Annotated in this window: 5 protein-coding genes; 3 read left to right on the plus strand and 2 right to left on the minus strand. The window is 44.1% G+C overall.

Annotated features, from left to right (window positions below):
* Positions 1–25: 25 nt before the first annotated feature.
* Both ruvX and BGI33_RS01315 read right to left on the minus strand, forming a co-directional pair.
* Entirely contained in the window at positions 26–487 is a 462-nt protein-coding gene (gene ruvX / locus BGI33_RS01310) for a Holliday junction resolvase RuvX (RefSeq protein WP_100089580.1), read from the minus strand.
* Complete coding sequence (locus tag BGI33_RS01315; RefSeq protein ID WP_100089596.1) at positions 480–1,058, minus strand: YqgE/AlgH family protein; 579 nt, start codon at positions 1,056–1,058, stop codon at positions 480–482. The genes ruvX and BGI33_RS01315 overlap by 8 nt, the downstream gene beginning before the upstream one ends.
* Before the next feature lie 215 nt (positions 1,059–1,273).
* On the opposite strand from BGI33_RS01315, the gene gpmI reads away from it, so the two are divergent.
* From gpmI to BGI33_RS01330, 3 genes are all read left to right on the plus strand, one after another.
* Positions 1,274–2,797: a 2,3-bisphosphoglycerate-independent phosphoglycerate mutase gene (gene gpmI / locus BGI33_RS01320; protein WP_100089581.1), complete on the plus strand. Its 1,524-nt coding sequence runs from the start codon at positions 1,274–1,276 to the stop codon at positions 2,795–2,797.
* Positions 2,797–4,098, plus strand: coding sequence for a murein hydrolase activator EnvC family protein (locus tag BGI33_RS01325; protein WP_100089582.1), 1,302 nt, complete (start codon positions 2,797–2,799; stop codon positions 4,096–4,098). The genes gpmI and BGI33_RS01325 overlap by 1 nt, the downstream gene beginning before the upstream one ends.
* A gap of 139 nt (positions 4,099–4,237) precedes the next feature.
* Positions 4,238–5,761, plus strand: coding sequence for a S41 family peptidase (locus tag BGI33_RS01330; protein ID WP_100089583.1), 1,524 nt, complete (start codon positions 4,238–4,240; stop codon positions 5,759–5,761).
* The last annotated feature ends 472 nt before the right edge of the window (positions 5,762–6,233 follow it).

The raw sequence follows: 6,233 nt of genomic DNA on the forward strand, positions 1-6,233 counted from the left end.
AAACTACTAAAACTGAAAAAGATAGTTAATCCAATCTGGCCAGACAGGCGCCGGCACTGAAGAAAGTGGCGAGAATATTCTGGGCAGCAACCTGATCTAATGCCTGCTTGCGCTTCTTGCCAAATACTCTGGCCTCACTTAACAGACTATCGGCCACAACGGACGTCCAGCGCTCATCTACCCAATAGACTGGTAAATGGAAGCGGCCATGTAAACGGTTGCCAAACCGACGGCATAATGCGGTAGCCTCATCGGCTGCACCATCCGCATGCGTGGGCAAACCCACCACCAGAGCCTTAGGCTGCCATTCTTTAATTAGCGCTGCAATACGGGTAAAACGTTCTTCATTACTAACCACAGCAATGGTTTCCAGCGGATGCACCGTAGCTAATTCCGCTTCACCAACAGCCACGCCAATTCGTGCGGCACCAAAATCAAAGCCAAAAACAGTACCACATTGTAAAGAAGGTATAATTGACTCAGGCATGACCCACCAAGACACTCAGATTAGTAATATCAATATTCAATAATTGTAAGGCCGCTTTATAACGTTGCTTATATGGCATATCAAACAGAATTTGCATATCAGCTGGCGTCGTAATCCAGCTATTGTTTGCCAGTTCCTGCTCAAGCTGCCCTGCCGACCAGCTGGAATACCCGATTGTGGCTACAGCCTTGTTTACTTCATTTTCCTGTGTAAGACCCATAATAATATCGCGTGAAGTGGTCATGGCAATATCATCAGTGACCATTAAACTGTTTTCCCATGAACCAGCAGGAGTATGCACCAGAAAGCCCCGGTCTACCTGAACAGGCCCCCCCATCAGTACATTCTGACCATGAAAACGTTCTGGCGTAGGTGTCTTGGCAGAATCAAACAGCAAATCCATCATAATTGGCGATGGTTTGTTGACAATAATGCCCATCGCACCTTCTGCACTATGTTCACACAGATAAATCACGCTTTCTTTAAAAAACGGGTCTTCCATTGCCGGCATGGCAATCAGAAAGTGATTAGCCAGAGAAAAATTGGAAGGAGCGCCTTGTTGTGCAGCCATATTGTGCTTGTCCATGAAAATGATATCAGACTATACAGAGTTAATTTATCGTTAAGTTGGGTCTGTCTGGCAGTTTCTCAAGACAGTGCTTTTCGTTATAATCATATCTTACTCTAAACTGGATTGTTTTATCCGGTTCTTAAAAGCATATTCACACAGATATTACTGGCTACTTTTTCCAGGGCAGCCAGCACACCATCACAGAAAGGCCAACAGTGTCATTAACCAAACCCATTGTTCTTTTAATTCTGGATGGTTTCGGCCATCGTGCCGAAGGTGACGACAATGCTATTTTACTGGCACATACACCTCATATCGATCACTATCGTCAGCACTATGCCTATGGCACTATTGATGCTTCCGAGCGCATGGTTGGTTTGCCTACAGGTCAGTTTGGTAACTCCGAAGTAGGTCATCTAAATATCGGCGCCGGACGGATTGTGCCGCAGGATATCACCCGCATTGATATGGCAATTGAAGACCATACTCTTGAGCACAATTCAGTATTGCAGCAAGCATGGAATAATCCTAATTGCACTGTGCATCTGTTAGGGCTGTTTTCTGACGGAGGCGTTCATAGCCACATAGAACACTTTTTTGCAGTAATGGATGCAGCAATAGCCGCGGGCATGCAGAAAATTGTTGTTCATCCGTTTCTGGATGGCCGTGACACCCCACCTCAAAGTGCTCGCCCCTATCTGCAACGTCTGGAACGTTATATGCAGCAACATCCGCAAGTATTATGTGGAGCAGTGGTTGGACGCTTTTTTGCCATGGACAGGGATAACCGCTGGGATCGGGTAGAGGCTGCATACAATGCATTATTTGGCGATGCCCCATATCAGGCTGCCTCACCCACGGCCGCGCTAGAGGAAGCATATGCGCGGGGCGAACAGGACGAGTTTGTCAAACCCACAGTTGTCAGCTCACAGGCAGGTCTGATCGATGGCGATGCCATCTTATTTCTCAATTTCCGAGCCGACCGTGCACGTGAATTAACTCAGGCACTCACCTTTACCGATTTCACTGGTTTTGAACGTAAACATCGAGTACAGCCTGGATATTTTGCCAGCATCACCGCTTATGGCACACAGTTTGCCCATCCGGTGATGTTCGGGCGCCAATCAGTAAATAATGGTCTGGGTGAATTTCTGGCTGCACAGGGACTTAGCCAACTGCGTATAGCCGAAACAGAAAAATATCCGCATGTCACCTATTTTTTCAGTGGCGGACGGGAAGAACCTTATATCGGTGAAGAACGGATTATGATACCTTCGCCCAAAGTCACCACATACGATTTACAACCAGAAATGAGCGCCATTGGCATTACTGAGCAGATTATTGACAGTCTGCAACATCATCGCCATGACGTTATTATCTGTAATTTTGCTAATGGTGACATGGTTGGCCATACTGGTTCACTTGATGCCGCTATCAGAGCAGTGGAAACATTGGATAGCTGTGTAGCACGCGTGGTGGATGTAGCACTGGCCGCAGGTGGAGAAGTTATCATTACCGCTGACCATGGTAACTGTGAGCACATGTATGATGAACACAACCAACAGCCTCATACTCAGCACACAGTTGAGCCAGTGCCGTTTATCTATATTGGACGTAAAGCTACCATCCATTCTGGCGGTGCACTTAAAGATGTGGCTCCTTCATTATTAACTGCTCTGGGCTTGACCCCCCCAGCAGAGATGACTGGCCAAAACCTGATAGAATTTACAGATAAATAATGAAATCCCTATCCAGACTTTTTCTGGTCTGTTGCAGCATTGCTACTTCTGTGTCTATGGCGGCCAGTAACCACACAATACAGCCCACCGGTGAGCTGAAACAGGTTCACCAAGCCATCTCGGCAACACAGCACCAGATTAGTAAAACCACGATAGAGCAGAAAAAAATTGATGCCTCAGTGGCTGCAACCCGTCAGCAGCTGGAACGTGCCCAAAATGAACTTGGCCGTATCCAGCAGCAGCAAGAGACCAGTATGCGGCAATTACACTTGCTGCAAACCAGTCTGGATAAAACCCGTACCCAGATTGCTGAAACCCAGACCCAGATAGCACGCCTGCTCAATGCACATTACCGCAACCGTCAGCCCAACAGTGTGTATTTAATGCTGAAAAAAGACCCTTCTGACCACAAAGGCCGGTCTTTACAATATATTCGTTATCTGAATGAAGCAAATGAGCAGGTTATTCGGCAGTTGCGTGAACAGCAGACGCGCATGAATGAGCAGCAACAGGCAATCAACAGTCAACAAAAGGAGCTGGCTACATTACGGCAAAAACAACAGCAACTCATTAACAAACTGCATGACCAGCATGTAAACCAGCAAAATAAATCCAGTATTCTTAACCAGCAATTATCAGTACAGAATAAGCAGCTTCAATCGTTAAAAGCTGATGAAAAACGATTGAATAACTTGTTAAGCCGCCTGTCTGCGCAGGCAACCATGCGGCGTCTGGCACAGGCTCCCGCCAAACCCGCTAGACAAAACACGGATAAGTCTATAAATTCCAGTCAGCCGCATAATACAGCTATCACCACTAATAATATTGATTCAGCCAGCAACAGATTACCTTCTACTTTAACCGCTGAAGATATGGCATTACAGGCTACTGAAAGCATCAAAACACCGGCAAACAAAGGACTGGCACAAAAACAGGGACGTCTTCCACGACCGGTTAATGGCACCATCACCGGAAAATTTGGTGAAAGCAGACCAGATGGTGGTATCTGGAAAGGCCTGTTTTTTGCCTGCAATAATGTGGCGGTACATAGTATTGCCAGCGGTACCGTTGCCTATGCGGCTTTTTTACAGGGCTATGGCAATACCATCATTATTGATCACGATGAAGGCTATATCAGCATTTATACGGGCTTGTCTTCAGTCAGTGTCTCTGCCGGCAGTATAGTTAGCGCTAGTCAAAACATTGGTATAAGTGGTAAATTACCAGACGCTCAAAACGGATTGTACTTTGAGATTCGTTACCATAATCAGGCAATGAACCCATTATCATGGTTACGTTAACGCAGACTATGGCGTTTTATTACCTCCGGTGACTTTATAGTGTACACTTTGCCCGGTTTTGAATTTTTATAAATTCCTGTTATAAACAGAATATTTATACCCTGAATTATTGTCGTTATCAGAAAGAACAACAGAAATAATGGCTAAATCTAGATTAAAAAAAGCTGCTCTGTACACATTAGGCGCTTTCAGTGGCGTGATTCTTACCCTGAGTGTACAAGGTTATGCCAATGAAAAATCCGAAGCTTTACCAGTAAAATCTCTGCATACTATGGCTGAAGTATATGGACAGATTAAAGCCAACTATGTCGAGAATAAAACCGATGATGCAATTCTGGAAGGTGCAATGAAAGGCATGGTCAATAACCTTGACCCGCACTCAGAATATCTGACAGGTAAAGATTATTCTGATCTACAGGAAAGCACGACAGGTGAATTTGGTGGCTTAGGCATGGAAATCAGTTCGGAAGACGGGCTGATTAAAATTGTGGCGCCAATTGAGGACACACCGGCTGATCGCGCTGGTATTAAAAGTGGGGATTACATTGTTAAAATCAATAATGAATCTACCCGCAACATGACAGCCACCGAAGCCGTGAAAAAAATGCGTGGTAAACCCGGAACCAGCATAACACTGACACTGGCACGTAAAGATGAGACCCAGCCTATAGTGGTGCACCTGACAAGGGCAATCATCAAGGTTAAAAGTGTACGCTACAAATTACTGGAACCAGATTATGGCTATGTACGCATTACCCAGTTCCAAGAACATACAGTAAGTCTGCTGGCCGATGCCATTAAGAATCTGGAACAGCAGAATAAGCAGCCACTAAAAGGGCTGGTACTGGATTTACGTGATGATCCCGGCGGTTTATTAAATAGCGCTGTTGGCGTATCCTCAGTATTCCTGAAACCCGGAGTAAAAGTAGTCAGTACCAAAAACCGGGATAAAAAAGATGGAATGGTCTTAAAAGCGATTCCAAAGGATTATGTCGTAAAAGGTAACGACCCACTGATTAATATGCCTGATGAGCTGAAAACCATCCCAATCACAGTTTTGGTTAATTCAGGTACTGCTTCGGCTTCAGAAATCGTTTCCGGTGCATTACAGGATTACAAGCGTGCCGTGATTGTAGGTACACAGAGTTTTGGTAAAGGTTCTGTGCAAACAGTTATCCCATTATCCAATGGTGGTGCGGTTAAACTAACTACAGCTTTATACTACACGCCTAATGACCGCTCTATACAGGCACAAGGCATCGTACCTGATGTAGAGGTAAAAGATAAAAACCGCAAATTTGAAAGCCGCGAGGCCGATTTGGGTGGACATCTGAGTAATCCATTAGGAGGCAAAGAAGTTAACGGCGAATTGTTAGGTGGACAGAAAAAAACTACCCCTTCTGCTACGGCTAGTGAGCCTGCCATGCAGGATACTAATGATAACGCTGATAAAGCCGGCAAAATTAGCAATGCTGCCGATAAAAAAGATAGCAAGAAAAAAGATGAAGAAGACTGGCTGGCACGACGTGAACCCAACCCGGCTAAAGATGAGCAGTTAAAAGCTGCTCTTGATTTAGTAAAAGACCCGGTTAAATGGAATCAATCACTGGGACTGGCTGCCAAAAAGCCTGTTAAAACCACTGATAAAAAAGATAAGAAATAAATAACATCGTTAAAAAACAGATAGCTTTGCTATCTGTTTTTTATTGCAGTACAAACAGTGTGTTAACTTTATCCGCAAACTCATTTAATACGGCCTGGAATTTCTATTTCATTTTCCGTAACTTTAAAACTAATTATAAAAGGATCATATAGTTTATTTCAGGTTTTACTGAGAAACCCTATCTGATTAAAAAATAAATATACTTTAACTGATTCTTGAACCATCAAGATTTACTGCTGTCTTATTTTTAAGTGATTAATTAAAAATCAACTACCCATCTCAAAACAGCTCTGCGATAGCTTTTACTCTGCACGATACAAAGAAAAGACTGAAATACAGAAAATACGGGGGTTTAGAAAGGCGAAAATGTCAAACTCAGCTTTGAAAATTTTTTGCATATAAACCTAGGTACTGGCTTAGGAGATGCTCTCCCTTGCAGTAGCTAAACTGGTTACAACGTATCTATATTTAA

Origin of the sequence: Snodgrassella alvi, from assembly GCF_002777425.1 — a bacterium.
GTDB lineage: Bacteria > Pseudomonadota > Gammaproteobacteria > Burkholderiales > Neisseriaceae > Snodgrassella > Snodgrassella alvi_B.

Coding starts and splice junctions, on each gene's coding strand:
- ruvX (WP_100089580.1), bottom strand. CDS start 487: ATGCCTGAGTCAATTATACCTTCTTTACAATGTGGTACTGTTTTTGGC.
- BGI33_RS01315 (WP_100089596.1), bottom strand. CDS start 1,058: ATGGCTGCACAACAAGGCGCTCCTTCCAATTTTTCTCTGGCTAATCAC.
- BGI33_RS01325 (WP_100089582.1), top strand. CDS start 2,797: ATGAAATCCCTATCCAGACTTTTTCTGGTCTGTTGCAGCATTGCTACT.
- BGI33_RS01330 (WP_100089583.1), top strand. CDS start 4,238: ATGGCTAAATCTAGATTAAAAAAAGCTGCTCTGTACACATTAGGCGCT.